Here is a 26,863-nt window from a genome sequence, read left to right on the forward strand (position 1 = left end):
GCACGCGTGGACGAGCCGTGCGGTCGGCGGGTGCCCTAGCGTCTGGCGAAGGCACTCGGAATGTCGATGTCTGCGTTACTGAGCAGGTCGGTGAGCTGCCGGGCGGCCTTGATCACCGACTCCGCCATGGTGTCGATGCGCTCGCGGGTGATCCGGTAGGTGGGCCCGCCGATCCAGACCGCGTACGGCGTGTTGCCGCGCAGCCGCACCGGCGCGGCGACCGACGCCGCCCCGACCTCCAGCTCGTCGTACGCGAAGGCGAACCCGCGTTCCCGGACCGCGTCCAGCGAGGCCACGAAGGACTCCAGGTCGCCCACCTCCGGCGGGGCGTGCTCGGCGAACTCCTCGGTGAAGTCCTCCCACACCGACTCCGCGCTCAGCGCCGCCAGCAGCACCTTGCCGGTGGAGGTGGCCCAGACCGGCTGGGTACGGGGCACCGGCTTGAGCGTCTGCCCGATCAGCGACGGACCCGGCACCTGCGCCACGACCATCACCTGCGGCGGCAGCAGCACGTCGAAGCCGGCCGTCTCCCGGGTCTCCTCGGCGAGGTTGCGCAGCACCTCGCGCATGTGGCCGTAGGCGCCACCGCCGTCGAGGAGTCCGCCCACGATGGAGAGCAGACCGAGGGACACCCGGTAGCGACGGGTGATCGGATCCAGGGTGAGCCAGCTCTCCCGCTCCAGCACGGTGAGCACCCGGTAGCAGGTGGCCTTCGGGATACCCGCCTCGCGGGCGACCTCGCTGAGCCCGACACCTTCCGGGTGCGCCGCCACCGCCCGCAGGAGCCAGATCGTGCGTCGCACCAGGCCCGCCTCACTGGGCGCCATCGCTACCTCCATCAATCGCCGTCAGCCGTGAGATACGGCCCACATCTTGGCAGAAGCCATCGGCTGCGGTCGGGTGCCGAACGGCGGGAACCGCCGGCACCCGACCGCCCGCCTACCTACCGCCTTCCGTGATCGTCACGGTCTCCGGTGTGTAGGAGTTGCCGTTGGCGTCGAAGCCGTCGGCCGAGAGTTCGTCGTTGGCGCGCTTGGACAGGTCGGTGCGGAACGCGTCGGAGTCCGGCACGCCCTTGAGCACGCCGCCGCCCATCGCGATCTTGATGGTCTGGTCCCAGGCCGCCTGGTCCATCATCCCGACGCCGTTGGCGGCCGGCCAGATCAGCTTGTTGATCTCGTTGAGCATCCAGGTCTGGTGTCCCTTGCCCAGCGCGCTGCCGGCGTTGAGCACGATGTCCACACAGTCGTCCAGCTCGTCGCGACAGAAGCCCCAGCCCCGGTAGGACGCCTTGAGGAACTTCACCGCCGTGTCCTGGTTGGCCTGCTCGTTGAGCCAGTCACCCCGGGCGTAGACGCCGTCCTCGAGGCTGGTGTAGCCGGCGTCCTGGAGGTTGATCACGGAGAAGTCCGACGGCTGGTACAGCTCGCCGGTGTCCGGGTTCTTGGTCTCCAGCAACTGGGCGTACTCGTTGTAGGTCTTGGCCTGGGCGGCGTCGACCTCCTTGCGCAGCAGCAGCGACATGTCGAACGGCTGCTGGATGATCTCGGCGTCCTTGGTCGGGTCGACACCGGCGTCCTTCATCGCGGCGAACAGCACGAGTTCGTTGCCGTAACCCCAGCTCCCGACCTTCTTGCCCTTGAGGTCGGTCAGCTCCTTGATGCCGGAGTCGGCCCAGGCGACCTGGAGGTACGCGCCGCGCTGGAACACCTGGCCGATGTTGACCAGGTCCGCGCCCTGTTCCCGGGTGACCATCGTCTTGGTGACGTGGCTGACCGCGAACTCGGCGTTGCCGGCGGAGAGCACCTGCTGGGGGACGATGTTGACGCCACCCTCCTGGATGGTGACGTCGAGGCACTCCTCGGCGTAGTACCCCTTCTCCTTGGCCGCGTAGTAGCCGGCGAACTGGGCCTGGGCGACCCACTGGAGCACCACCCGGACCTTGGTGGTCGACTCACAGTTCTTGGCGGCCTCGGCCGCGGACTCGCTCGGGCCGTCGGACATGCCGCCGCAGGCCGAGGCGGCGAGCAGGACGGCGGTGAGCGTGGCGGCGATCGTGATCGGGCGGTTCCTCCGCGAGGTCCGCCGTAGGTGCAGGGCCATATCTGACTCCAACATTTCGTGGGGGATCCGGGCTCTTTAGGAGTCGCTGTCGTGCAGGGACTCGTGCCAGGGCATCAGGAGGCGTTCCAAGAGGGACGTGGCACCGAACAGCAGCAGACCGAGGGCACTGGCCACCGCGATCCCCGCCCAGGCGTACTCGAAGCGGGGCAGGGCCGCCTGGTAGGCGATGTACACCCCGAGCGCGTTGCTCGGTCCACCGAAGTACTCGGTCACGATCACGCCGATCACGGCGAGCGTGCTGCCGAGTTTGAGCGCGTTGAACAGGTACGGCAACGCGTTGGGCAGCCGCAGCATGAGCGCCACCTGTCGAGGCTGTGCCGCGAGCGACTGCATGATCTCCAGGTGCAGGGGTGAGACCTGGAGGAGTCCCCTGGTGGTGTTGACCAGGACCGGGAAGAAGACCATCACCGCGGCCACACCCGCCTTGGACATCGGGTTGGTGACCCCGAACCAGTTGTTGAAGATGGGTGCGAGAGCCACGATCGGGGCGCAGTTGATGATGACGGCGGCGGTCAGCACCGGGCCGGACACGCCCGGGAAGCGGCTGAGCGCCAGGGCCACCGAGACCCCGGCGACCGCGCCGAGGAGCAGGCCGAGGAGCACCGCCCGCACGGTGATCACCGAGGCCGACATGATCGTGCCGAACTCGGAGCGGAACGCGGACGAGATCTCCACCGGCGCCGGCACGATGAACGACGGGACGTCGAAGATCGTGACGACCAGTTGCCACGAGCCGAGGATCACCACCGCGGTGAGCACGACCGGCAGGAACCGGCCGACGGCCGTCCGCAGCGCGGCGGCGGACGGGGCGCTCCAGGTCAGCGGCGTGGTGCTCATCGGGCCGCCTGCTCGGCCGGGGCGCCGTGCAGCGCCGCGCGCACCTCGGTGACCTTGGCGAAGAACGCGTCGGTGGTCCGGGTCGCCGCGGTCCGCGGGTACGGCAGGTCGACGTCGATGCTGGCGGCGATGCGGCCGGGCCGGGCGGACATCACGACGATCCGCGAGGACAGGAAGACCGCCTCGGAGATGCTGTGCGTGACGAAGACGACGGTGGTGCGGGTGTCCGACCAGATCCGGAGCAACTCGCCCTGCAGTCGCTCGCGGTTCATCTCGTCGAGTGCGCCCAGCGGCTCGTCCATGAACAGGATCTCCGGGTCCGCCGACAGCGCGCGGGCGATCGCCACCCGCTGCTGCATGCCGCCGGAGAGCTGCCAGGGGAAGTGGCGGGAGAAGTCGGAGAGCCGGACCAGGTCCAGCATCTCGTGTGCCTTGGCCCGCCGCGTCGCCTTGTCCACGCCGGCCACCTGCAACGGCAGCTCGACGTTGCGCTGCACGGTCCGCCACTCGAAGAGGCCGGCCTGTTGGAAGACCATGCCGTAGTCACGGTCGGACCGGGACGCCGCCGGCGTCTTGCCGTTGAGCGACACCGTGCCGTCGGTCGGCTCGGTGAGATCGGCCAGGATCCGCAGCAGGGTGCTCTTGCCGCAGCCGCTGGGCCCCAGCAGGGACACGAACTCGCCCCGCTCGATCGACAGGTCGATGTCCTCAAGCGCCGTCACCGTGCGGTCTCCGCCGGTGAACTGCTTGGTGACTCCTCGCACGGAAATGATCGCGGCCTCAGACATCAGCTTCTCTCCAGGAGTTGTGGAGGCGGAAGGGGTGGTCACCGGGTCTGCCGGTTCCGGAGCGCCACGCGCTCGATGAGTGCCAGGGACTGCACGAAGACGATGCCGGCCGCCGCCGCGACCAGGACGGCCGCGTACAACTTCTCCGGGCCGTTGGAGTAGTAGTAGGCGAAGGTGAGGATGGCCCGGCCGATGCCGCGGCCGGTGCCGGCGGAAAGCTCGCCGACGATCGCGCCCACCACGCTCGCGGTCGCCGCGAGGCGCAGCCCGGCGAAGACGAAGGGCAGCGCCGCGGGCATCCGCAGCCACCCGAGTACCTGCCAGCGGCCGGCACCGACGCTGCGCATGAACTCCAACTGGACCTTCGGCGGGGACTTGAGTCCCCGCAGGGTGTTGATGGTGACCGGGAAGAAGGCGAGGTAGGCGGCGATGCCGGTGACCGCCACCCAGGGCGGTGCGCCGGCCTTGCCGCCCCAGATCACGATCATCGGGGCGATGGCCACCAGCGGAACCGTCTGCGACGCCACGAGCCAGGGCATCAGCCCCTTGCTCAGTGGCACCACGTTCAGGAAGAGGACGGCGAGCAGCAGGCCGAGCGACGAGCCGGCCAGCAGGCCGTAGAACGCCTCGCGCAACGTCACGCTGGTCTCGCCGAGCAGGTAGACGCCGAGCGTGGTCGGGTCGCCGCGCCGGGCCGGTTCGACGAGTGCGCCGAGGATCGTCCACACGTGCGGCATCGACAGGTCGTCGGTGGCGACGGGGAAGGCGATCCGGGTGCCGGGCACGACGTCGCCGACGGCCCGGCCCAACGCCTTGTAGCCCTCCCAGAGGCCGGCGAGCGCCGCCACCACCAGGACGGCTCCGGCCGCGTTGCGACCGCTCCTGCTCGCGGCGGCCAGTCGGGCGTTTCGGCGGCGTGGTGTCGGCGGGTCCACCTGACCGGCGGGTCCGCCCTGGGCGGCCACCGCGGCGGTGGTCGTTCTTGTCACGGTCATGCAGGCACTCTCCGAATCCCTCGGAAGCGTCGTCTGGCGTGGGATCCGCCGGGCTTCCCCCGGCCCGGATCGGATCACTGAGTGAACTGGTGGTTCACCATAGGAGCGTGAGCGAGGCCACGTCAACGGTTCTGAGCCGTCCTCAGATCACGATTTACGACCTTGTAACCGGCCCCCACCTGCGGATACCGCAATACGGGCAGCCGTCCACCCACCTCCGCTACGCCACGCGATGCGTCAGGCACTCCCCGTGCCGGGAGTCGGCCTCGACGCCGTACGCGGAGCGCGGCAGTGGGGTGTCAGAACGGTCCGGACGCCCCGGCGTCGGCCGCCGACCACGTCCGGGCACACCTGCACGCCGTCCGGATGTGCCCGCTCACCGTTCGGGTGGCGGACCGTCCCCGGTTCGTGTCGGGACGGTCGGCACCGCGTCGGGCCCGGCGACCCGCGTGCCGGTGGGTGCACCCGACCCCGGCCCCACCGGCGGCGCGGCGGGCGCGGCGAAGGTCACCGGGGCGTCGAACGCGGCCCGGCGGGCGGCCCGGCGCAGGGCAGCCAGGACCGCCGGTCCGACCAGGACGATGGCGACGGCGGTGGTGACCGCCCGGCCGGTGTCCCAACCGAAGGTGGAGGTGACGGCCGTGAACACCGCGAAGCGGTGCAGGTTCTCCAGCACCGGCGCACCGGCGACGTACGAGAGCTGGGTGTCCGCGCCGACGCTGAACGGCCAGAACCAGAGGTTCATCAGCAGCCCGTACGCGTAGGCGGCGACCGCGCCGTACCCGGCCAGCACGGCGATCTCGGCCCGGCCCCGCAACCGGGACGGCAGCAGCCCCGCGCCGAGCCCCAGCCAGGCGGCGGCCAGCATCTGGAACGGCAGCCAGGGTCCGACCCCGGCGGTGAGCAGCGCGGAGGCGAACAGCGAGATGGCCCCCAGCAGGAAGCCGAAACCGGGCCCGAACACCCGACCGGCCAGCACCAGCAGGAAGAACACCGTCTCGATCCCGGCGGTGCCGGCACCCAGCGGGCGTAACGCGGCGTTGACGGCGGCGAGCACGCCGAGCATCGCCAGTGCCTTGCTGTCGATGCCACCCGAGCTGAGCTCGGCCAGGACGAGGGCGAGCAGGACCGGCAGGACGACGACGAAGACCAGCGGTGCCTCGGTGGTCCGCGCCGTCGCCTCCGGCTGGGCGGGCACGAAGAACGGCCAGGTGAAGGTGGCGAACGCGGCGACCGAGGCGAGGGTCAGGATGACAGCCGTACGCGGGGCGACGCGCAACACGCTCATCACGCCACCTCGGCACGGGCCAGTGCCGAGGTGACCTGGTCCACCGTCAGCCAGGACTGCGGGGCCAGGACCTTGGCGACCTGGGGCGCGAACGCCGGTGAGGCGAGCATGACCTCGGCGGCGGTGCCGTCGGCGACGATCTCGCCCTGCGCCATCACCACCACCCGGTCGGCGAGGCTGGCGACGAGTTCGACGTCGTGGGTGGCGACCACGACCGCCCGGCCCTGCGCGGCCAGCCGACGGACCACGGTGGCGAACTGCCGCTTGGCCCGGTAGTCCAGTCCCCGGGTGGGCTCGTCGAGCAGGACCACCGGCGGGGCGGCGGTGAGCTGGACCGCGAGCGCGAGGGCCAGCCGCTGCCCCTCCGACAGGTCCCGAGGGTGCCGGTCGTCCGGCAGCCCGGGGGTGAGGTGGTCCAGCAACTCCCGGCAGGTCCCGGCGGGCACCTCGGACTCCCGGTCGGCCTGGGCGCACTCGGCGGCCACCGTCTCCAGATAGAGCAGGTCGCCGGGGGTCTGCGGGACCAGACCGACCCGGCGGCGGGCCCGCGCGGCGGACAGCGCCTTCGGGTCCGGATCGCCGTCCGGGCCGGGCACGGTCACCGTGCCGCCCTGGCGTGGGCCGCTGCCCTGCACCGCCCAGAGCAGGCTCGACTTCCCGGAGCCGTTGCGGCCCATCAGCGCGACGACCTGCCCCGAGTGCAGGTCGAGGTCGACGCCGCGCACCGCCACCGTGCCCGGGTACCGCACCACGACGCCCCGCGCGGTCAGCGCCGGTACGCCCTCCGGCACCGGCGCGGCCGGTGGTGGCGACGCGTCGGCGAGCCGCTGCCGGAGGTCGCCCGCACGACGCCGCGCGTCGCGGACGGAGAGCGGCAGGGGTGTCCAGCCGGCGACGCGGCCCAACTCGATCAGCGGCGGGGCCAGCTCGATGCCGGCGAGTACGGCCTCCGGTGGCCCGTCGACGACGGTGCCGTCGCCGGGCAGATAGAGCAGCCGGTCGGCGTACTGCACGACGCGTTCCAACCGGTGCTCGGCCACCACCACGGTGACACCGAGGTCGTGGACCAGGCGGGTGACGGCGGCCAGCACGTCCTCGGCGGCGGTCGGGTCCAGCGCCGAGGTCGGTTCGTCGAGCACCAGCACCTGCGGATGGCTGGTGAGGACCGCGCCGATGGCGACCCGCTGCTGCTGCCCGCCGGAGAGTGTCCGCAGCGGCCGGTCCCGCAGCTCGGCGATGCCGAGCAGGTCGAGGGTCTCCTCGACGCGCTTGCGCATGACCGGCGCGGGCAGCGCGAGTTGTTCCATGCCGTAGGCGAGTTCCTCCTCGACGGTGTCGGTGACGAAGCCGGCGAGCGGGTCCTGACCGACCACGCCGACGACGTCGGCGAGATCGCGCGGCGGATGGGCCCGGGTGTCCCGGCCGTGCACGGTGACGGTGCCGTGCAGGGTGCCGCCGGTGAAGTGCGGCACCAGGCCGTTGATCGCCCGCAGCAGCGTCGACTTGCCGGCCCCGGTACGCCCGGCGACCAGACACAGCTCGCCCTCCGGGATGTGCAGGCGGACGTCGCGCAGCATCGGCTCGCGGCTCTCGGCGTACCGGACGGTGACCCGGTCGAAGTCGATCATCGGTGCGCCTCCGGCCGCGCCGTGTCGCGGCGCGACGTGTGGTCGGTGCCGCCGGTCGCCGATGGTGGGACGGGCAGCGGTCGCGGGGTCGGGTTCGTCGTCGGTGCCGGCGGGGCAAGCCAGGCCGGTGTCACCGCCACCAGCACCGCGAGCACCACCAGGGGCGTCAACTCCGGCCAGGTGAGCGGGCTGACCGGCGGGTAGAGCCGCTCCGGGTCCACCGTGCCGGCCATCGTCATCACCACGGCGGTGGCCAGGCCGCACCCGGCGACGGCCAGTTCGGCCGCCCGCCACCGGTCGGGGCGGTAGCGACTGCGCCGCACCTGCCGCCCGGCCAGCAGCATTCCGGCCACCGCCGTGGCCAGGCCGCCGAGCAGCATCGGCAGACCGAGGTAGCCCGGCACGGTCGCGTCGAGCAGGCCGTACGTGCCGACGCAGACACCGACCAGCCCGGCGAGCACCAGGGCACCGGTCAGAGCACGCTGACCGGCCGGTACGGCGGCGGTGCGCCCGTAACCCCGCGAGTCCATCGCCGCCGCCAGGGCCAGGGACCGGTCCAGGGCGTCGGCCAGCACCGGCAGGGCGATGCCGCGCAGCGCGCGCAGGCCGTGCCCGGGAGCGCCGCGCAGTCGGCGGGCACGGCGTACCCGCAGCACGCTCTCGACCAGTTGCGGGGCGACCGACAGGGCGACCACCACCGCCGTGCTGACCGCGTACAGGGCGCCGGGTACGGCCTTGAGCAGCCGCTTCGGGTTGGCCAGGGCGTTGGCGGCACCGAGACAGACCAGCATCGTGGCCAGCCGCAGCCCGTCGTAGAAGCCGCCGAGGAGCTGTTCGGCGGCGACCGGCCCGAACAGCCGGATACCGGCCGCCCAGGCGGGCAGCGGGATCTCCGGCAGGTGGAGCAGGACGTGGTCGCCCTGACCACCGCCGAAGACGAGGCGGAACAGCACCCGCATCGCCACGATCACCGCACCGAGCACCAGGTACATCCGGAACGCCAGTGCCCACGGGGCGTCGCCGCGGCGACGGACCACCACCAGCGCCGCCGCGGCGACGATCATCGCCAGCGGCAGCGGATTGGTGGTGTGGCTGGCCGCGGTCGCCAGCCCGAGCGCCCAGCACCACCAGGCGCCCGGGTGCAGGCCGCGCGGCAGCCGACCGGTCCCGGCGTACCCGGCCCCGGACCGCACCGACACCCGTGCGGGCGGACGGACGACGGCCCGGTCAGTCATCCGGGGTACGCCGACGACGGGCCGCGAGGACGCCACCGCCGACCAACACGACCAGCAGGAACAGCCCGGCCAGAGTGCCCAGCGGCAGGCCGCCGTCGTCCCGTGCCCCGGTGACCTCGACCGGCGGCAGCGAGCCCCTCGGGTCGGTCGGCGGCGCGGGCGCGGCGCCCAGGGGCGGCACGGTGCCCGCCGTCGGCGGCACCTCCGGCGGCGGGCCGGACGCATCGCCGGTCGGCGCGACCGGGGCCGAGGCGACGGGCGTACCGCCCCCACCGGTCGGGACGCCGACGCCCGGCGCCACGGGTGCGCCCGCGGCCGGCGGCGGGGCGACGGGCGGCGGGGCACCCGGCGGTGGCGGGGCGGGTACGGGTGGTGGCGGTGCCGGTGCCGAGGTGCGGGGCGGCGGCGGTGCCGGTGGGGTGGTGCGCGGCGGCGGTGCCGGTCGGTTCGGTGCCACCGCGGGTCGGGGCGCGTTGTCGGCGCTGCGGTTCAGCGAGAACGACCAGCCTTCGAAGCTGCCCGCCGGTGGCGTGCGGTTGAGCACGCCCCGGTCGCTGTACGTCCAGGAACCGCCGTCCGGCGCGTGCCAGTACGACCAGTAGGCGCTGGCCGGTGGGGTGTCCACGCACTTCTCCGTGGCAGCGGCGGGTTTGCCCTCGATCCGGCAGATGAAGCCCTCACCCCAGCGCAGGGTGCCGGCGATCTGGAACCCGGCGTTCTTCAACGCGGACAGACCGGTGGCCTGGTCGCCCGGGGCACAGCGGACCACCACCCCACCGCCGAGTTCCTTGAAGTCGACCACCACGGTCACCCCGTCGGCGTCCGGACAGTGGCCGGCGCGACCGGCGGCCTGTGCCGGAGCCGCGCCGAGCGCCGTACTCGCGGCGGTCACCGCGAGCACCAGTGCCGTGCGGACCGTCCGGCCGCTCATGTGGCCCGCCGACGGCCCAGCACCAGGAGGACCGCTCCCCCGCCGACGAGCAGCAGCGCGGTGAGCACGTACCCGCCGATGGCCACGCCGGTGGTCGGCAGGCGTCCCGGCCCGCCCGCGACCGGGCTGGTGCTCACGGTCGGCGTGGCGACCGGCGTGGACGGCGTCTCACTCGGGGACGCACTCGGCGTCGGGTCGACGGTGGGCGGATCGGTCGGTGTCGGTGAGGTGCTCGGCGTCGGTGACGCGGTCGGCGTGGGTGAGCCGGTGGGCGTCGGCGACGCGCTGGACGACGGGGTGGGGCCGCCGGTCGGCGGCAGGTCGAGACCGATCCGCCCGAGCGGCACCTGGGCCAGGCCGAGCAGCGCCTGGGCGGTGGCGCGACGCCACTGGTCCCGGAGGTTGTCGGTGATGCCCGCGCCGACCGCCTCGGTCAGCGCGTCGGTGTTGTACGCGATGGCACCGGCGTCGGTCGCGGCGGCACCGCCGTTGCCCGTGGTGAGTTGGAGCGCTGCCAACGCCTCGGCGGCCCGGGTGGCCTCGTTGTCCCGGCCCGCCGCGGCCAGAGCCTGTCCGGCGAGGCCGGTGCTGTTGGAGTTGGCGCCACTGGTCGGCCCCGACCCGCCGAACGACCCGTCGGCGCGTTGCTGTGCCGCCAGCCACTGGGCTCCACGCTGGGCGGCGGCGTCCGCGCCGTCGGCACCGCTGGCCAGCAGCGCCTGGACGGCCATCGCGGTGGAGTCGACGTCGAGCGTGGCGTTGCCCTGCGCGTCGCAGCTCGGCGACGGAGCGCCGTCCGCGTCGGGATAGAGCCGGAAGCCGCCGGCCGCGCACTGCTGGCGGACCAGGAAGTCGGCCGTCTCCTGCGGTGCGCCACCGCTGCGGGCCAGCCCGAGGACGGCGAAGCTCTGGTCGAAGGTGTTGGACGGGTCCTGACCGGACGCCTCGGTGGTGCGGCTGGTGATCCGGCCGTGCTGATGGCCGGTGTCCGCACCGGAGACCAGCGACAGGGTCTCGGCGCGCAGGTCCCAGCCGCCGAAGTCGGTCGGGTCGCCACCGGCGGCGGAGGCGGCGTAGAGCAGTTTGGCGGTGGCCCCGCCGTCGGTGAATCCCTCGATGCCCCAGTCGTCGTAGCTGTTGTAGGAGCGCACGTTGGCGGCGATCTGTGCGGTCGCCGACTGTCGGGTCGACGGGTCGACGCCGGTGGCGGCGAGGGCGAGCACGCCGTCGATGGTGAGGCCCCAGTCGGCACCGCCGAACGGACCGGGCAGGATGCCGTCGGCGTACTCACCGGCGAGCCAGCGCGCGGCGTCTCCGGCGGCGGCGGTGTGGGTCGCGGTCGGTGCGGCCACCCCGCCCAGTGGTGTGGCGACGACGACGGCGAGCGCGGTGGCGGTGGCCGCGCCGAGTCCGGCGCCGACGCGCCGGAGCGAGCAGGAGAGCATGAGGGGTGCCTTTCGCAGAGCGGTCGGTGAAAGCTCCGGAAGGCACGGGCGGCGGCATCCCGTACGCGCGGTCGCGACGAGGTGCCGAAAGTCGGCTGCCCGGACTCCACCCTGTAGACCTCGACAGTGGAAGCCGCTCGTCCGGTTCGGGGCATTCCGGCTCGCGAGACAGGGCTCGCTCACGGTTGCGGGTCAGCGCCGGCTTCGACCGGCTTCCCCCCGAACGGGACGCATTCAGTTGTGGCCCGGCACGCCGGGTGTCGACACCGTACCGCCCGGTCACCCTGCGGCGCCAGACGGCGTCGACACCCGGCGGGCGTCTGCGGCCCGTCAGGCTATCCGCAGGTCAGGGGGCGGTGATGCTGGGTGCCGTGCCGGTGCCGAAGGACCATCCCTCGACCGTGCCCGGTGCCGGGTCGTAGCTGGTCGCGCCCAGCGTGCTGTAGGTCCAGGTAGCGCCGCTGCCGGAGGCGTGCCAGTAGGACCAGTAGGCGCTGGCGGGCGGGGTGTTCACGCAGGGCTCGGTGGCGGCGGTCGGCTGGCCGTTGATCCGGCAGATGAACGCCAGGCCCCACCGCTGGGTACCGGTCACCGCGAAGCCGGCGCCCTGGAGGGCGGCCAGTCCGGTGGCCGGGTCGCCGAGCGCGCACGCCACCTGGACGCCGCCACCGAGCGGACCGTAGTCGACCACGACGGTGACCCCCGTCGTGCCGGTGCAGGCGGCGGCGTGGGCGGCGCGCGGCGACGGTTCGACGGCGATCAGGCCGAGCGCGACGACGGCCGCTGCCAACAGGCCGGCGAACCACCGGCGGGCGGGACTCTGGACATGGGACATGGGCGCTCCTTCGTCTGGGGGAACGGGGATCGGTTTGTGGTTCAGGGGCAGGGCAGGGTGGGTGCGCCGGTGGCGGCACCGGCAGACGAGAGCCGTGCGTACCCGGTGCCGGTGAGACCGAGGACGGCCTGGGCGGTGGCGCGGGTGGCGGTGCCCGGGTCGAAGGTGCCGCCGTCGAAGTCGACGGCCCCCCGGTCGGCTGTCGGCGCGCCGCAGCCGACCTGCAACCCGGCCAGGAAGATCCGGGCCCGCAGCCAGGACAGCGGTCGGCCACCGTCGCGTAGCGCCTGCGCCGCCAGCCCGGTGCTGTTGGCGTTGGCAATCCCGTCGGCGTTGGCGAAGCCGCCGTCGACCCGCTGCACCGACACCAGCCAGTGCAGTGCCGCGGCGGCGGCGGAGTGCCGTCCGGCGGCCCGCAACGCCTGCGCCACGAGGGCGGTGGCGTCCACGTCAGAGCTACAGACCGGCTGCGCCGGCAGCACCGGGTAACCACCGTCCGGGCACCGGGTGCCGACCAGCCACCCGGCGGCCGAGGGGGGCGTACCCGCTGCGGTCCGACGCAACGCGAGGATCGCGAAGGACTGGCTGAACGTGTTGCTGTAGTCGCCCCACGCCGACCGGTCGGTGAACCGGCCGTCGGGCGCCTGCAACCCGCGCAGCCGGGCGATCAGGTCCACCCCGCCGACGTCGGTCGGGTCGCCGCCGCGTACCGCGACGGCGAGGGCGAGCTTGGCGGTCGCGCCCGCGTACGCCTCGGTGGTGCCGTCGCCGACGTAGCCGTCGCGGACGTCCGGGCGGGTGACCCAGTCCAGCGCGGACGCACCGAAGTCGTCGGCGACACCGGCGGCGGCGAAGGCGAGGACCGCGTCGAGGGTCAACCCCTGGTCCGGGTACGCGACGCCGTCGAAGACGGTCTCGAATCGTTCCCCGTCGACCAGTTGGCGGGCCAGCCAACCGGCGGCGGCGTCGGACCGGACGCTACCCACCTGGACGGGGGCGGCGGTCGCCGGACCGGTGAGAGTCAGGGTGAGGGTGAGAGCGGCGAACACGCCGCAGAGGAGGGTGAGCAGGCGGTACCGGCTCAGGCGGACGACCATCGGGCGCGCCTTTCCGGCCCGGCGGTCGTCAGGAACCCGGCCCGCCCGTCAGGACGTGGCTGGCCGGCCTCCGACCCGTGGGCCACGACGGGTGAGGAGCAGGGACTCGCGGACACGTCGGGTATTCGGGCTCGCCACCGGGGTAACCCCCGGCGGCCCACCGTTGCGGGCCAGCGCCGGACTTCGACCGGACTTCCCCCACACGTGACCGCGGCTGTGGAATTGTCGGGCCAGTCTGGTCGGCTCCCGCCGCCGCTGTCAATGTGCGACCGGTCGCACGCGGTGCGTCACGTCGGCTCCCACTGTCGGTGCTCGCGGTTATCGTCCGACCATGACGAACAGTGATCTTGAGGTCTCCCCGACGCTGCCGACGGCCGAGGAGGAGGACCGCTTCTGGGCGCTGGTGGAGCAGGCGTGGGCCGGACTGGGTCCGGAGCAGGCGGCGCTGCGTCGCGCCCTGGTCGACCGCGATCCCGCGCACGACGACGGGTACGCCATGGACCGGTGGCTCGACCCCTTCGTCGCCGAACTACGTCGGCTCTCCACCGAGCTGCCCCGCGCCGAGCTGGTCGCCCTCGACCGGGTGGTCGAGCGCAAGCTGTACGACATCGACCGCGCCGACATCCACGAGATCATCGACGGCTCCGACGACGGTTTCCTGTACGCGCGCGGCCACATCGTGGCGCTGGGCCGGGAGTTCTACGAGGCGGTCAAGGCGAATCCGGTGACGGCGGTGCCCGACGCCGGCTGCGAGGGCTTCTGCTACCTCTTCTCCCACCTGCACCACGAGCGGTTCGGCGACTGGCCGGACACCGGCTCGGGGATCAGCCGGGAGTCGTGCACGAATCCGGCCGGCTGGGCCGACGCGTAGCGCACGGGTCGGCACGACCAGGACACCACCGGACCGACGTCGCTTGTGAGGTATGTTCGGTTCGATTCGCTCAATGCCACACACACGCTATCGGCGTATGCACATAAGTGAGCAGACGATCTCCCTCGCGACCGGCACCGTAGTGCTGCCCGATGTCGCGAGGGAGGTGATTCTCATGAAGAAGCTCACGGTTCGCCGGCTGGAGTCGGTGAAGACCAGCGCTGTCGCCGCTGCGTGTGTCGTCTCCTGACGGTGACACACCTGAAGGCCGGCACCCGGACGGCAACTCCGGGTGCCGGCCTTCAACGACCCGGATGAGATGAGCGAAAAGGACGACTGACCATGGCCGGCTACCCACCAGACACACTTGTCCGCGTGCGCCCGTTCGACCACCGAGCGGAGGGCGACACCGTCATCATCGGCGACGTCGAGCGGCAGGTGTTCCTGTCGATCCCCGCCGAAGGGCTGGATCTGCTCCACTCGCTGGCCGCCGGCAACTCGGTGGGCGAGGCGGTCCGCCAGTACGAACAGAAGTACGCCGAGACGCCCGACATCACCGACTTCCTGGACGCGCTGGGCGACGAGGGTTTCGTCGAGGTCGACGGCGGGGCCGCTGCACCCGCCCCGGCCCCGGCCCCCGCTCCGGCCGCGACGTCCCGCCCCCGGCGCAGTTGGAGCCTGAACTGGCTCAGCCCGACGGTGGCCCGCCGCATGGTCAGCCTGCCCGTGCTGCTGCTCTGCGTCCTGGTCATCGCGGGTGGTGTGTACCTCGCCGCCGACGATCCCGACCTGCTGCCCACGCCCGGCGAGACGCTGCTGTTCCCCATCCACTTCGCGGCGCTGACCTGGGCGACGTTCATCCTCACCCTGGTCGGGGTCGCGATCCACGAGGCCGCGCACATGGTCGCGGCGCGGGCGGCGGGCGTACCGTCGCGGCTCGTCATCGGCAACCAGATGTACATCCTGGTGGTCCAGACCGACATGAGCACGATCTGGATGGCGCCGAAGCGGCAACGCTTCGTCGCGTTCATCGCCGGGACCCTGGTGGACGGCGTGCTCGCCTCGGCCTTCGTCTTCGCCCTCTGGGCGGGCCGGCAGGGCTACCTGCAACTGCCGGAGTGGGGCGCGCTGCTGCTCACGGCGCTGCTGTTCACGTACCTGGTCCGGATCATCTGGCAGACGTTCCTGTTCCTGCGGACCGACGGCTACTACATCGTCGCCACCGCGCTCGGGTGCCGGAACCTGATGTCCGACACCGAGGACTACCTGCGCAACCTGGTCGCGCGGATGGTGCGGCGCACGCCCCGGGTGGACCAGTCCGGGCTGCCCCGGCGGGAGATGCGGGTGGTGCGCTGGTACGCCCTGGCCTGGATCGGCGGGCGCCTGATGGCCCTGCTCACCCTGATCTTCGTCGGCATACCCCTGCTGTGGGGCTTCATCTACCAGTTCCTGCTCTTCGTCTCCGGCCAGGACTCCATGATGGGGTCCCTGGACTTCGTCACCATCGCGGTGATCAGCTTCCTGCTCGACGGCGGCGGGCTGCTGCTCTGGGGCCGTAGCCTCTACCAGAACGCGCGGGAGCGGCGTCGCCGGCACGCCGTCCGCTCGGCCCGGGCGCAGGCCCGCGCCGCCACCCCGACGGTCGTGGAGCCGAGCGGCCGGCAGTGACCCCTTCCGCCCTCCGACTCCCCCTCACGGCCGATCGTGGTCGCGGGTGGGAGTCGGAGGCGTACGGGGTGCCGGCCGGCGGATCGGTGTGCGGTGCTCACGCGACGGCGTCGGGGCGGCGCAGCGGGCCCAGGCCCATCCGCTCCATCAGGTAGCCGACGATCGCACTCGGGTCGGCGTGGATGGCTCCGCAGGGCGACCGCCGGATCATCCCGCGGTCGGTGAAGCGTTGCAGGAACAGCCCGACCCGGGAGCGGGTCGTGCCGATCATCGCGGCGTAGTCCTCGTGGCGCAGCTTGAGGCCGATCCGGATACTCCGGCCGGACGCGGTGCCGAACCCCTGCGCCAGGTCGAGCAGGCGCATCGCCAGGCGCGCCTCGCAGTCGGATGTGGTGTGTTGCAGCAGTAGTGAGCGGTGTCGGCGCGCCTTCAACATCTGGCTCTGCAACCACACGTCGCAGATGCTCGCCTCGTCGAGCAGGTCCCGCAGGACGACGCTTTCGAGCACGATCAGATTCGTGTCGACCACGGCGGCGGGAATGTACTGGTTCGGCATTCCGGGAAGCGAGTCCTCGCCGAAGTACTCGTTCTTCGACAACACGTCGATAATTGTCCGGCGACCGTTCGGAGAATAGTGCTCCAGGCAGATCGCGCCGCTGTCGATGAAGTAGACGCGAGCGTCCGCGCCGTCCGTCTGCAACAGCTCGCCGGCCGCGAGCGCGACCCGTCGGGCCGCCACGGTGTGCGAGTAGAGGGTTGTTCGCACGCCCTTCATGAGACGGTTCGTCAGCTCGGATCCGCGCGGCACGAGCATGTCGTCCAGGACACTCGTGGCGGTCCGCGTGCCGGCCAGGTTCATCTCCGTCCACCGTCCCGATCTCTCGTCAGCGCGGTGCGCGGCGGGTCCACTCGGTGTCGGTCACACCGCACCAGGGATCGCACCGGACCATCAATGATCTTGACGTCCGTTCCTGATACGCTAGCGAGTCGCTCCGCCGGGCGTCAGTCGCGCGTTTTACCGGCACCGGCACACCGAACGGTTCCTCAGGTATGGCCACCCGGCCAGGATGGGTCCGATTCGGCGGCGACGTCAACCCGTGAAATGACCGCTCGCACCGCTTGTCGCCCACCGTGCGAGGGCGTGCCGCACCGCGCGGCACGCCACCCCGACTGGTGTAGCATGTCGGTTCCGGCCACTCGCGGACCGAACACGACACACTGCGTACGCGGCTGTCCGGCCGGCTGTCTCAGGCGTACGCGAGGAGGAAGTCGACGGTGCCGGTGCCACCGGGCTGGCCCGGCGGGACGGTCAGCCCCGGCTCGCTGTTCAGGACGTAGAAGCCCCCGTTGCCGATCAGGCGTGGAGTCACCGCCATCGCCTGGGCCGCCATGTTCGATCCGGTCGGTCGTACCACGCTGTCGAGCAGGAGCCGGAAGAGATTGTCGTTGAGGTTGGCGACGTGCAGGACCCGGTAGGAGCGCGGTGCGGGGGCTCCGGTGCTGGTCAGTCCCCAGATCGGCACGATCTGGTCGCGCCACCGGGCCGGGTTGTTGGTGATCGACGCGTCGTAGTTCTGTAGTTGGGTCTGGATGCCCGAGTGGATCCCGGCCAGGTGGATGTGGAGTTGGTCCTGCTGCCGGATCATCGGGTCGGCCGAGTTGACGCCGAGCCCGACGTGCGGATAGACCACGTGTCCGGGCTGGCCGGGTTGGGCGTTGAGCCACGCGTCGAGCCAGTAGTTCGGTGCGGCGGCGGTGGTGATGAACGGGCACTCGATGCCGCTGACACGGCAGGTCGGGACGAGCAGGTAGTCGTGGTTGGACCCGGACCCGCCGTTGAGGAGCACGTACGTCGCGGTGGTGCGCAGGCACTGCGGGAACGGCGGTCCGGGCTTTGCTCCGGTGCAGACCTGCACCCGGTCCCACAGGTCGTACCGGCCACCGGTGTCGCTCGGGTAACCGCAGAGGGCGGACGGCGTGGGACAGGCGGCGGTGCCCGGCGCGCCCGGCGCATCCGGGGGCGTCGGAGCATGTCCCCCGTCAGGGGAGCCGCCGTCGGCCCGTGCCCGCCCGGCGGCGACCAGACCCAGCAGGCCGGTGGCACCGACCGTTCCCGAGAGCCTGACGAACTGGCGTCTGCCCAGTTCCGTGCCGGTCCTGTCGTCGCCCACCATCAGCCTCCAGGGTTCCCGATCCGTGTGGATGCGCCGGTGTCCGTCCCGGACCAGCACGCCAGGAAGGACGATTCGGACGCGATGTCGACATTAAGGCGAAGGACCCGAAACCTCCTCGGTGCCGGGAGTCGGTCCCCTGATCGTGTCCGTCGGCTTGGTGATCACCGTCTCCGACCGCCGCGTTGACCTGAAGTGGGGTTGAGGACTTAGCGTTCGGACCGAGGACACGGAGAAGGGCAAGCCATGCGACTGTCACGTCTGTTCACGCCACGCACGGTGGCGAGCGCCCACTGCGACCTGCCGTGCGGGGTCTACGACCCGGCCCAGGCCCGCATCGAGGCAGAGTCGATCAAGGCGATCTGTGAGAAGTACCAGGCGAGCGACGACCCGGAGTTCCGGACCCGTTCGCTGGTCATCAAGGAGCAGCGGGCCGAGCTGGTCAAGCATCACCTGTGGGTGCTGTGGACCGACTACTTCAAGGCTCCGCACTTCGAGGCGTACCCGCAGTTGCACCGGCTCTTCAACGAGGCGACCAAGCTGGCCGGGGCCGGCGGCGCGAAGGGATCCGCGGACCCGGCCGTGGCCGACCGACTCCTGGCCCGGATCGAGGAGATCTCGACCATCTTCTGGGAGACCAAGAGGCAGTGACCGTGAGCCGGGCGGCACGTGCCGCCCGGCCTGGGCCGGGGGTCGGGTGGGACGGGGCCGGACCCGTCCCACCCGACGTCTTCAGCTACGCAGGTTCCACTGCTGGTTCGTGCCGCCGTGGCAGGCCCAGAGGTGCACCTTCGTGCCGTTCGCGGTGCCGTTCCCGCTGGCGTCGAGACAGAGCCCGGACTGGGCACCGGTGATCGTGCCGTTCGGGTTGACCGTCCACTGCTGGTTGGGCTGGCCGTTGCAGTCCCAGATGATCGCCAGGGTGCCGTTCGCGGTGCCCTGGCCGGACGCGTCGAGGCACTTGGTGCCGTAGACCACGAGCTGCCGGGCGGCGGTGTACGTGAAGCGCTGGTTGGTGCCGCCGTGACAGTCCCAGAGCTGGGCCTGCGTGCCGTTGGTGGTGCTCGATCCGCCGATCTCCAGGCAGCGGCCGGACTGCCCGCCGACGAGCTGGACGTTCTGCTGACCGCCGCCGCCCTGCGGTCCGGCCGCCGCCATCACCGCCTGCGCCCCGGCGGGCCAGTTGTTGTTGCTCACCGTGACGTTGCCGTTGACCACGTTGCCGCGATCGCCGTTGGTGACGTTGCTGCTGCCGTTGGTCGACCAGTTGGTGGTGACGGTGAAGTTGCCCATGTTCTCGGCGTACCAGTAGTTGGCGGTGGCCCAGGTGCCGGTCGAGGCGAAGACGTTGGTGCGGGCGGTGAAGTAGCGGGAGCCCTCGTCGAAATAGAGCCCGAAGTGGCCGTTGGTCCGCAGGCAGTAGTTGTCGGCGATCAGTCCGCCCGGATTCGCCGACAGCGTGTAGATGCAGCCGCCGTCGTTCATCTGCTGCATGACGTCGTGCACGTAGTTGCCGACGAGCCGGTTGTTGGACGCGGTGGTGGCGGTGCTGTAGCGCGGCTGGTAGTTGTACAGCCCCCGGTCGGCGTAGTGGTTGCTGCCCCCGGCGTCGTTGGAGCCCCAGCCGTACCCGATGGACATGCCGGTGTACGGCATGTTGTAGACCTCGTTGTACGAGACGGTGGAGTTGGTGACGTACGTGGTCAGCACCGAGACGATGCCCCGGTACTCGATGCCCAGGTCGTGCAGCCGGTTGTTGCTGATGGTGATGTCCCGGTTCACCATGCGCTGGTCGCTCGGGTGGTGGGCGTCGGCGCGTACGCCACCGACGACGATGCCACCGGCCACGTTGCGGGCGATCTCGGACCGGGTGATGGTGATGTTGCTGGCCCCGAGGCCGACGCCGCTGCCGTGGGCGTTGGCGTCGTTGCCGATGCCGATGGCGGTCTGACCGAGGTTGACGAACGAGGAGTCGCTGAAGGTGACGTTGTCGGCGGCCGAGATCTGCACGGCGGCCGGCATCTGCTGCCAGTTGGGGCGGGTGGCCTCGAACTGCGGGCAGCCGTTGTGGCAGGAGGTGAAGGCGGGCCAGCTCCAGTTCCCGGCGATGTACGCGCCGGTCTGCTGGTCGACGTACCCCTGGTTGCCGCTGGCGCCGAGCCAGCTCGTGCCGGTGACGGTGACCCCGCTGAACGTGATGTGGTGGGCCGGGGCCGCGTACGTGCCGCCAATCTGGATCAGGGACTGCACCGTCGGCAGCTCCACCCGGGCGGTGCTCATGTTCTGCCCCGCCAGCGGGATGTAGGACAGGGCACCGGTGCCCGGGTCCAGGTACCACTCCCCCGGCGCGTCCAGGAACTCGTAGGCGTTGCTCAGGTACAGCGGCCCGGCCCGGTGCGGGCTGGTGAAGGTGTCGTACCCGAAGTTGTTGTTGCTCCAGCCGGGTTGCTGCATCCGGATCTGGTTGCCGCTGATGCTCTGCACCGACACGTACCGGTCGGTGAACGAGTTGACGCTCTCCATCTGGACGCGGCTCTGGTTGGCCAGGTTGTTCAGGTAGCCCAACGCGCTGCTGGTGAAGCGCATCCCGGTGCTGTCGGCGGTGAAGTCGGCCCGGTTGACCTGGGTACGCGCCCGGGTGGCCACGGCACCGTCGACGTAGAGCTGTCGACTGTCCAGCCCGGCGCCGACGTTGGCCCGCCAGATGTTGCGTCCGGCGTCCACCAGCGACCAACCGGTGACCGCGCGGGCGCCGCTGATCACCGGCCGGGCCGACGGGGCGGCCTGCCACAGCACGCGGTATCCGTTGGTGCCGGAGTCGGCGGCGGTGAAGCGCAGCGGCGCGGACAGCCGGTACACCCCGTCGGCCAGTTGCACCACGATGTCGCCGGACATCGCGCTGTTCAGGGCACGGACGGCGGTCTGCGCGCCGGTCAACGAGCACGGCGCGGTGGCGCTGCACGTGCTGCCGCTGCCGGTCGGCGAGGCGTACAGGGTGGTGGTGGCCGCGAGGGCCGGGGCGGCGGAGGTGGCCACGACGGTGGCGGTGAGCACGCTGGTCAGCGCCACCGTGGTCACTGCGGCCAGCACCCGTCGGGGTGTGGTGGGACGAGGCGGTCCGGTCACGGGAGGTCTCCTTCGGCTGGGACGGGTGGTGGTGGTCGTGCGGATGGTGGTCGTGCGGGTAGCGGCCGACTCAGCCCAGGAGCCCGCGCAGGTAGGCCAGCCCGTCGAGGGCGAGCCGGTCCGGCGACGGGGCGAGGGGCCGCCAGATGGACGCGGCGGTGGCGATCGTCTCGTTCTCGGCGGTGAACGACTCGATGCAGACCGCACCCCGGTAGCCGGTGCCGGCCAGCACCGCGAACAGGCGCGGCCAGTCCAGGTGGTCGCTGCCGGGAGCGCCCCGGTTGGTGCCGCTGACCTGGACGTGCTTGATGTACGGCCCGGCGACGGCGAGCGCGCCGTACGGGTCGGCCTCCTCGATGTTCATGTGATACGTGTCGATCATCAGGCCGACGTTCGACGGCAGACCGTCGATCAGGTCCACCGCCTGGTCGATCGTGTTGACCACACTGGTCTCGTACCGGTTGAGCGCCTCCACCCCGATGGAGACGCCCCGCGTACCGGCGTACTCGGCGACCGGGGCCAGGGCCCGGCGGAAGTCCGCGTAGCAGGCGGCGCGCTCGGCCGCCGACATCCGCCAGGTCCGGCCCACCGAGGCGTAGACCGGACCGCCGACGCTCGGCGCGCCGACGGCCGCCGCGCTGTCCACGCAGCCCTTGAGGTACGCCACGGTGGCCGCCACCACCGCCGGTGCGGCGTCGACCAGGTCCCGGCCGGGCGGGGTGACCGCGCAGACACCGGCCGCGCTCAGCCCGTGCGCCGCGAGCAGGTCCCGGGTCCGGACCGGATCCCAGGCCCCGGGCTGCTCGATCGGCAGCTCGACCGTGTCGAAGCCGAAGCCGGCGATCCGGGGCACCAGCTCGGTCAGGGCCGCGTCGTCGACCGGTGAGGTCCACACCCAGGGGTTGACGCCGATCTCGTACACCGGGGCCTACTTCCAGCGCTGGGGGTACCCGGGCAGGTCGGTGCAGCCGCACATCGCGTAGTGCAGCGGCGGCATGTCCGGGTCGAGGTAGCGGTCCAGGTTCTCCTGGGTGATGGTCGGCTGCGGCAGCTTCCACGGGTCGGCCACCTGCTCGCCGTCGAGGATCCGCAGGGCGGCGATGATCGGCGTACGCCACTGGTAGGTCGGGTAGGTCGGCGCGATGGCGGTCAGCCCGGCCTCCTTCCACACCTTGAGGAAGTCGAGCTGGTCCTCGCCGTTGATCGGCGGCACCGGCTTGCCGGCGTCCTGGAACGCCTCCACCGCCGCGACCGCGACCGCCCCGGCGTCCATCCAGACGCCGTCGATGGTGCCGTACCGCTGGAGGTAGTCGTCGACGATCTTCTTGGTCTTGGCCGGGTCGCCGTCGGTGAACTCGACGCCGACGACGTCGACGCCCGCCTTGTCGAACGCGACCTTCGCCGCCGACCAGCGCGTCTCCAGCACGTCGACGCCGGGCAGGATGCGCAGCGCGAGCAGCTTGCCGCCGGGCTTCATCCGCTGGCTGACGAACTCCGCGCCCACGTGACCGAAGCCGTATCCGCCGATGGGGTTGATGAAGGTCACCGGGCAGTCCGTGTCGACACCGCGGTCGAAGACGATCACCGGCAGGCCGGTGCGACAGGCGGCCTCCACCGCCGGGGTGAGGGTGGCGGTCGTGTTCGGCGAGACGATCAGGGCGTCGCAGTCGCGGCCGAGCAGGTCGTTGATGTCGGCGATCTGCTTCTGGTCCTTGCCCTCGGCCTCCACGTGCACGAACTCGGCGATCCGGTCCCCCTGTGCGGCCACCTCGGCCTGCATGGTCTTGTAGCCGACCTGACGCCACGGGTTGTTCAGCGCCGCGTTGGAGAAGCAGATCCGGTGCGGCCCGGCCTTCTGGTAGGAGGCGGTGTCCACCATCACCGGGTCGAGCGCCTGCTCCCACGGCTTGTCCGCCGGGCCGGTCGGGGTGGCCTGCAACAGGGCCAACTCGGCGTCGTAGGCGGCCTGCGCGAAGAAGGAGGACTGCTCGCCGGTGCCCGCCCCGGCGGGCGCGGACGAGGCACCGGACGGGTTCGCCACCGGTTGGTCGGTGGCGCAGCCGGCGAGGGCCAGCAGTGTCACCGCGCCGAGCGCGGCCAGGAAGCGTTTCATCGGATCCCCTTCATCTGGACGTGGACCGTCGGGCCGCGACCGCGACGGCGGCCAGGATGATGGCGCCCTGGACCGCCGGTCGGAGCGCACCCGAGATGCCGTAGAAGTTCATGAGCGCGAAGAGCAGTTCGAGGGTGGTGGCGCCGAGCATCGCGCCGACGACCGAGCCCCGGCCGCCGCCCAGCGCCACACCGCCGAGGACCACGGCGGTGATGGCACCGAACTCCAGACCGGCACCGGCCTGGAAGGAGACCCCGCTGTAGCCGCCGATCAGGATCGCCGCGACCGCCGCGGCGAGGCCGCTGAGGACGAAGGCGGCGGTGCGGGTACGCCACACGCGCACCCCGCTGAGCCGGGCGGTGCGCGGGTTGTCGCCGACGGCGACCAGGATCCGCCCGAAGTCGGCGCGGGTCAGCAGCACCGCCACGGTGGCGACGACCGCCAGGATCAGCAACGCGTACGGGATGCGGCCGAGCAGCGGCACGTCCTCGACGGCGCGCCGGCCGTACTGCCGGAACTCCTCGGTGAGCCCGCCCTTCGGCGCGCCGTCGGACCAGAGGTAGACCGCGCCGACGAGGATCAGGAACATGCCGAGGGTGGTGACGAACGAGGGCACCCCGAGCCGCGTGGTGACCAGGCCGTTGACCAGTCCGACGAGCGCGCCGCCGACGAGCAGCACCAGCACCACCGGCCAGGTCCGCGTCGGGTCGCTGTCGATCAGCCGGGCGGCCACCACCACCTGCGCGGTGACCAGGGCGCCGACGGAGAGGTCGAACTCGCCGCAGACGATCACGAAGTACTGACCGGCGGCGAGCAGGATGATCGGTGCCGAGCGGCCGAGGAACGACATCAGCGACGGCGGGCTGAGGAAGTCGGGCTGGCGGACGGTGATCAGGACCAGCAGCACCACCAGGATCGCCAGGATCGGCGCCAGGCCACCGGGCCGGGTCCACTGCGCCGGTCGGAGCCGACGCCGAAGGGTCTGCGTGCTCACCCGGCCGCCTTCCGCATGCTCCGACGGGCGTAGACGGCCACCGCCGCGATGATGACCACGCCCCGGACCACCTGCTTGGCGAACGCGTCGACGGCGAGCTGGTTGAAGACGGCGTCGATGGTGGCGAGCAGCAGCACGCCGCCGACCGTGCCGACCACGCCGCCCCGGCCGCCGGCCAGTGCGGTGCCGCCGATCACCACGGCGGCGATCGACTCCAGGTCGTAGAGGCCCTCCGAGCCGACGCGGGGCGCACCCGAGCCGAGCCGACTGGCGAGGTAGATGCCGGCGATCCCGGCGCAGAGCGAGCAGAGCACGTGCGCGGTGACCCGCACCCGGTCGGTGCGTACGCCGGAGAGCCGGGCGACCTCCTCGTCACCGCCGACGGCGAGCAGGTGGTGACCGAACCTGGTCCGGGCCAGCGCGAACCAGCCCGCCCCGGCCACCAGGAGCAGCAGCAGGAAGGCCAGCGGCACCGGACCGACGCGCTGGTAGCCGAGGGTCTGCACGAGGGTCGGTGAGGTGGTCCCGGCCGGGCCGGCGTACCCGTTGTCGAGGTATCCCTTGAGCAGCAGCCCGACGCCGAGCGTCGCGATGAACGCGTTGATCCGCCCGGCGGTGACGAGCAGGCCGTTGAGCAGCCCGATCCCGGCGCAGACCAGCAGCGTCAGGCCGATCGCGGGCAGCAGCGCGCTGTCCCGCCCGGCCATCGTCTCGGCGGCGACCAGCGTGCTCAGGCTGACCACGTACGCGACCGAGAGGTCCAGCGAGCCGCCGAGGATGACCAGGGTCTGCCCGACGGCGACGAAGCCCAGTCCGGCGGCGACGTGCAGCAGGCTCACCGTCGTCGACTGGTTGACGAGTTGACCGCCGTCGAGCAGGACGACCAGCCAGCCGATGGTGAGGGTGAGCGCGAGGGCCACGAACACCCCGGGCACCGGGCGGCGGGCGGGCAGCAGCGCGCGGGTGGTCACGCGGCGGTCTCCCATACCGTGCCGAGGGCGAGCCCGACCACGTCCTCCTCGCGGCTGCCGGCGGGCAGTTCACCCACGATCCGGCCGTCACGCATGACCACGATCCGGTCGCTCATGCCGAGCAGCTCGGGCAGGTCGGACGAGATCATCAGCACGGCGGCGCCCTCTGCGGCGAGGCGGCGGACCAGGTCGTGGATCGCCGACTTCGCGCCCACATCGATGCCGCGGGTGGGTTCGTCGAAGAGCAGGACCCGGGGGTGCAGGGCGAGCCACCGGGCCAGCACGACCTTCTGCTGGTTGCCGCCGGAGAGGAAGCGGATCTCCTGGTGGTCACCGGCGGCGCGGACCTCGACGGCGGCGAGCAGTTCCCGCACCCGGGCGGTGCGCGCGGCCCGGCCGGAGCGGATCGGGAAGGCGGCCCGACCGGCCAGCAACGCGTTGTCGAGCACCGACTGACGGCCGATCGTGCCCTCGCCCTTGCGGTCCTCGGTGACGTAGGCGATCCCGGCCCGCATCGCCGCACGCGGGGAGCGCAACCGGACCGGCCTGCCGTCGAGGCTGACCTCGCCGGTGGTGAACGGGGCGGCCCCGAACAGGGCTCGGGCCAGCGCGGAGCGGCCGGAGCCCTGGAGCCCGCCGACGCCGAGCACCTCGCCCGCGCGCAGGTCCAGCTCGACGTCGCGCAGTCTGCGGTTCCCGCCGCGCCGGACGGTGAGCCGGACCGCGCCGACGTCGGCCGGGGCGGCGCGCGGCGGGTAGTAGTGCGACAGTTCGCGGCCGACCATGTGCCGGACGAGGTCGTCGGCGCTGGTGTCGGCGGTGTCCGTGGTGGTCACCCGGCGGCCGTCCTTGAGGACGGTGATCCGGTCGGACAGGTCGAAGACCTCGGCGAGCCGGTGCGAGACGTAGAGGATGCCGATGCCCTGTTCCTGGAGGCGGCGCACCAGGGCGTAGAGCAGGGTCACCTCGTGGTCGGCCAGGGCGGCGGTCGGCTCGTCCATGATGATCAGCCGGGCGTCCAGGGCGAGCGCCTTGGCGATCTCCACGACCTGCTGCTGCGCGACGCTGAGCCGCCCCACCGGCGCGTCGGCCGGCAGGGCCGTCTCCCCGACCGAGGCGAGGAGTCGCCGGGTGCGTTCGCGCATCCGGCGACGGTCGACCAGGCCACGGTGGGTGGGTTCGTGGCCCAGGAACACGTTCTCCGCGACGGTGCGTTCCGGCAGCAGGTTGAACTCCTGGTGGATGATGCCGATGCCGGCCCGCTGGGCGTCGCGCGGGCCGCCGAAGACGCGCGGCTCGCCGTCGAGGGCGACGGTGCCCGTGTCGGGGGCGTACCCGCCGGAGACGATCTTCATCAGGGTGGACTTGCCCGCGCCGTTCTCGCCGACGACGGCGTGCACCTCACCGGCGGCGACGTCGAGATCCACCCCGTCGAGCACGCGGACGCCGAGGAAGGACTTGCTGATTCCCCGCAGCGCGAGCAGGGGCGCCGGACGCCGGTCTGACATCGTCGAAGATCCTCACGGATAGTAGCCATGATCGGATGCCGTCCGCCGCCGGAGATCCTCCAGCGTGGACGGTCGATACTGTTTCCTCATCGAAGTGCGGCACTTCGTGTTGTCGTGCTCAAACTTTCGCTTGACACAACCGAAACATCACACGTATGAAGATAGATGTTCGGGTATGAGTTCGCAATCCCCCTCCCGCCAGGGACTTTCGGGCACCGTCCCATCGGCGCGGACCGGG

At 71.9% G+C, this 26,863-nt stretch carries 23 protein-coding genes and 1 riboswitch; of the genes, 3 read left to right on the top strand and 20 right to left on the bottom strand.

Annotated features, from left to right (window positions below; genetic code table 11):
* Positions 1-35: 35 nt before the first annotated feature.
* The 12 genes from ACQVFL_RS16985 to ACQVFL_RS17040 form a co-directional block, all read right to left on the bottom strand.
* A complete protein-coding gene (locus ACQVFL_RS16985) occupies positions 36-827 on the bottom strand; it encodes an IclR family transcriptional regulator (RefSeq protein ID WP_161594958.1) in 792 nt (263 codons plus the stop codon).
* 112 nt (positions 828-939) lie between these two features.
* A complete protein-coding gene (locus ACQVFL_RS16990) occupies positions 940-2,118 on the bottom strand; it encodes an ABC transporter substrate-binding protein (protein WP_396696795.1) in 1,179 nt (392 codons plus the stop codon).
* Positions 2,119-2,139: 21 nt separating this feature from the next.
* Positions 2,140-2,961 carry an ABC transporter permease gene (locus ACQVFL_RS16995; protein WP_431726965.1) on the bottom strand — a complete coding sequence of 274 codons (822 nt, stop codon included), beginning with the start codon at positions 2,959-2,961 and terminating at the stop codon, positions 2,140-2,142.
* Positions 2,958-3,749, bottom strand: coding sequence for an ABC transporter ATP-binding protein (locus ACQVFL_RS17000; RefSeq protein ID WP_396696791.1), 792 nt, complete (start codon positions 3,747-3,749; stop codon positions 2,958-2,960). The genes ACQVFL_RS16995 and ACQVFL_RS17000 overlap by 4 nt, the downstream gene beginning before the upstream one ends.
* Before the next feature lie 38 nt (positions 3,750-3,787).
* Complete coding sequence (locus tag ACQVFL_RS17005; protein WP_396696789.1) at positions 3,788-4,744, bottom strand: ABC transporter permease; 957 nt, start codon at positions 4,742-4,744, stop codon at positions 3,788-3,790.
* Positions 4,745-5,120: 376 nt separating this feature from the next.
* Positions 5,121-6,032 carry an ECF transporter S component gene (locus tag ACQVFL_RS17010; RefSeq protein WP_431726966.1) on the bottom strand — a complete coding sequence of 304 codons (912 nt, stop codon included), beginning with the start codon at positions 6,030-6,032 and terminating at the stop codon, positions 5,121-5,123.
* A complete protein-coding gene (locus ACQVFL_RS17015) occupies positions 6,032-7,660 on the bottom strand; it encodes an ABC transporter ATP-binding protein (protein ID WP_431726967.1) in 1,629 nt (542 codons plus the stop codon). The genes ACQVFL_RS17010 and ACQVFL_RS17015 overlap by 1 nt, the downstream gene beginning before the upstream one ends.
* On the bottom strand, positions 7,657-8,895 hold the full coding sequence (locus tag ACQVFL_RS17020; protein WP_431726968.1) for a CbiQ family ECF transporter T component: 1,239 nt from the start codon (positions 8,893-8,895) through the stop codon (positions 7,657-7,659). Before ACQVFL_RS17020 ends, ACQVFL_RS17015 begins: the two co-directional genes overlap by 4 nt.
* On the bottom strand, positions 8,888-9,826 hold the full coding sequence (locus tag ACQVFL_RS17025; RefSeq protein ID WP_431726969.1) for a hypothetical protein: 939 nt from the start codon (positions 9,824-9,826) through the stop codon (positions 8,888-8,890). The genes ACQVFL_RS17020 and ACQVFL_RS17025 overlap by 8 nt, the downstream gene beginning before the upstream one ends.
* Positions 9,823-11,271, bottom strand: a complete 1,449-nt coding sequence (locus tag ACQVFL_RS17030) for a cell wall anchor protein (RefSeq protein ID WP_431726970.1) — start codon at positions 11,269-11,271, stop codon at positions 9,823-9,825. The genes ACQVFL_RS17025 and ACQVFL_RS17030 overlap by 4 nt, the downstream gene beginning before the upstream one ends.
* 346 nt (positions 11,272-11,617) lie before the next feature.
* The gene (locus ACQVFL_RS17035) at positions 11,618-12,106 is read right to left on the bottom strand and encodes a hypothetical protein (protein ID WP_431726971.1); all 489 of its coding nucleotides are present in this window, start codon (positions 12,104-12,106) and stop codon (positions 11,618-11,620) included.
* A 41-nt stretch (positions 12,107-12,147) separates the two neighbouring features.
* Positions 12,148-13,203: a peptidase gene (locus ACQVFL_RS17040; protein WP_396696775.1), complete on the bottom strand. Its 1,056-nt coding sequence runs from the start codon at positions 13,201-13,203 to the stop codon at positions 12,148-12,150.
* 99 nt (positions 13,204-13,302) lie between these two features.
* Positions 13,303-13,431, bottom strand: a riboswitch (cobalamin riboswitch).
* A 103-nt stretch (positions 13,432-13,534) separates the two neighbouring features.
* Between ACQVFL_RS17040 and ACQVFL_RS17045 the strand changes: the two genes are divergently transcribed.
* Entirely contained in the window at positions 13,535-14,074 is a 540-nt protein-coding gene (locus ACQVFL_RS17045; protein WP_431726972.1) for a DUF4240 domain-containing protein, read from the top strand.
* 375 nt (positions 14,075-14,449) lie between these two features.
* On the top strand, positions 14,450-15,742 hold the full coding sequence (locus ACQVFL_RS17050; RefSeq protein WP_431726973.1) for a hypothetical protein: 1,293 nt from the start codon (positions 14,450-14,452) through the stop codon (positions 15,740-15,742).
* Between the two features lie 97 nt (positions 15,743-15,839).
* Here ACQVFL_RS17050 and ACQVFL_RS17055 read toward each other — a convergent pair whose 3' ends face one another.
* Together ACQVFL_RS17055 and ACQVFL_RS17060 are read right to left on the bottom strand one after the other, a co-directional pair.
* Complete coding sequence (locus ACQVFL_RS17055) at positions 15,840-16,508, bottom strand: Crp/Fnr family transcriptional regulator (protein WP_396696769.1); 669 nt, start codon at positions 16,506-16,508, stop codon at positions 15,840-15,842.
* Between the two features lie 481 nt (positions 16,509-16,989).
* Positions 16,990-17,916, bottom strand: a complete 927-nt coding sequence (locus ACQVFL_RS17060; protein ID WP_431726974.1) for a CDP-diacylglycerol diphosphatase — start codon at positions 17,914-17,916, stop codon at positions 16,990-16,992.
* 243 nt (positions 17,917-18,159) lie between these two features.
* On the opposite strand from ACQVFL_RS17060, the gene sodN reads away from it, so the two are divergent.
* Positions 18,160-18,564 (top strand): superoxide dismutase, Ni, encoded by a 405-nt coding sequence (sodN, locus tag ACQVFL_RS17065; RefSeq protein WP_396696765.1) that lies wholly within the window; start codon positions 18,160-18,162, stop codon positions 18,562-18,564.
* An 81-nt stretch (positions 18,565-18,645) separates the two neighbouring features.
* On the opposite strand, the gene ACQVFL_RS17070 is transcribed toward sodN, so the two are convergent.
* The 6 genes from ACQVFL_RS17070 to ACQVFL_RS17095 all read right to left on the bottom strand — a co-directional run bounded on the left by ACQVFL_RS17070 (position 18,646) and on the right by ACQVFL_RS17095 (position 26,625).
* Positions 18,646-21,039: an RICIN domain-containing protein gene (locus ACQVFL_RS17070; protein WP_396696763.1), complete on the bottom strand. Its 2,394-nt coding sequence runs from the start codon at positions 21,037-21,039 to the stop codon at positions 18,646-18,648.
* A 70-nt stretch (positions 21,040-21,109) separates the two neighbouring features.
* The gene (locus ACQVFL_RS17075; RefSeq protein ID WP_431726975.1) at positions 21,110-21,961 is read right to left on the bottom strand and encodes a sugar phosphate isomerase/epimerase family protein; all 852 of its coding nucleotides are present in this window, start codon (positions 21,959-21,961) and stop codon (positions 21,110-21,112) included.
* Between the two features lie 6 nt (positions 21,962-21,967).
* Positions 21,968-23,152, bottom strand: a complete 1,185-nt coding sequence (locus ACQVFL_RS17080) for a substrate-binding domain-containing protein (protein WP_396696759.1) — start codon at positions 23,150-23,152, stop codon at positions 21,968-21,970.
* 10 nt (positions 23,153-23,162) lie between these two features.
* Entirely contained in the window at positions 23,163-24,146 is a 984-nt protein-coding gene (locus ACQVFL_RS17085; protein WP_431726976.1) for an ABC transporter permease, read from the bottom strand.
* Complete coding sequence (locus ACQVFL_RS17090) at positions 24,143-25,117, bottom strand: ABC transporter permease (protein ID WP_396696755.1); 975 nt, start codon at positions 25,115-25,117, stop codon at positions 24,143-24,145. Before ACQVFL_RS17090 ends, ACQVFL_RS17085 begins: the two co-directional genes overlap by 4 nt.
* On the bottom strand, positions 25,114-26,625 hold the full coding sequence (locus ACQVFL_RS17095; protein WP_396696753.1) for a sugar ABC transporter ATP-binding protein: 1,512 nt from the start codon (positions 26,623-26,625) through the stop codon (positions 25,114-25,116). Before ACQVFL_RS17095 ends, ACQVFL_RS17090 begins: the two co-directional genes overlap by 4 nt.
* Positions 26,626-26,863: the final 238 nt, after the last annotated feature.

Source organism: Verrucosispora sp. TAA-831 (assembly GCF_050780145.1).
Lineage (GTDB): Bacteria > Actinomycetota > Actinomycetes > Mycobacteriales > Micromonosporaceae > Micromonospora.